The sequence below is a fragment of the Cupriavidus sp. SIMBA_020 genome (genome assembly GCF_046535395.1).
In the GTDB taxonomy this organism is placed as follows: domain Bacteria; phylum Pseudomonadota; class Gammaproteobacteria; order Burkholderiales; family Burkholderiaceae; genus Cupriavidus; species Cupriavidus campinensis.
Map to the genome: position 1 here is coordinate 1 of NZ_JAWRWU010001584.1, position 238 is coordinate 238.

At 71.4% G+C, this 238-nt stretch carries 1 protein-coding gene; it reads right to left on the reverse strand.

The features are described from left to right. A partial coding sequence (locus SB751_RS34950) for an alpha/beta fold hydrolase (protein WP_410749607.1) occupies positions 1-238 on the reverse strand: 238 nt, incomplete at both ends.

Consider the following 238-nt stretch of genomic DNA (forward strand, 5'->3'; position numbering starts at 1 on the left):
GCGCGCCCACGCGACGACGCGAACAGCCCGCGCACTTCACGCGCCGAAGTGAGAAACAGCCCGCGCATCACCACGCCTGTCACCGACCGCGGATGCGTTCCCGCATACGCGAGCGCGAGCGCCGCGCCCCACGATCCGCCGAACACGCCCCAGCGCTCGAAGCCGAGCCGCTCGCGCACCGCTTCGAGATCGTCGATCAGATGGTCGGTGCGGTTATGGCGCACGCCGCCATGCGGCG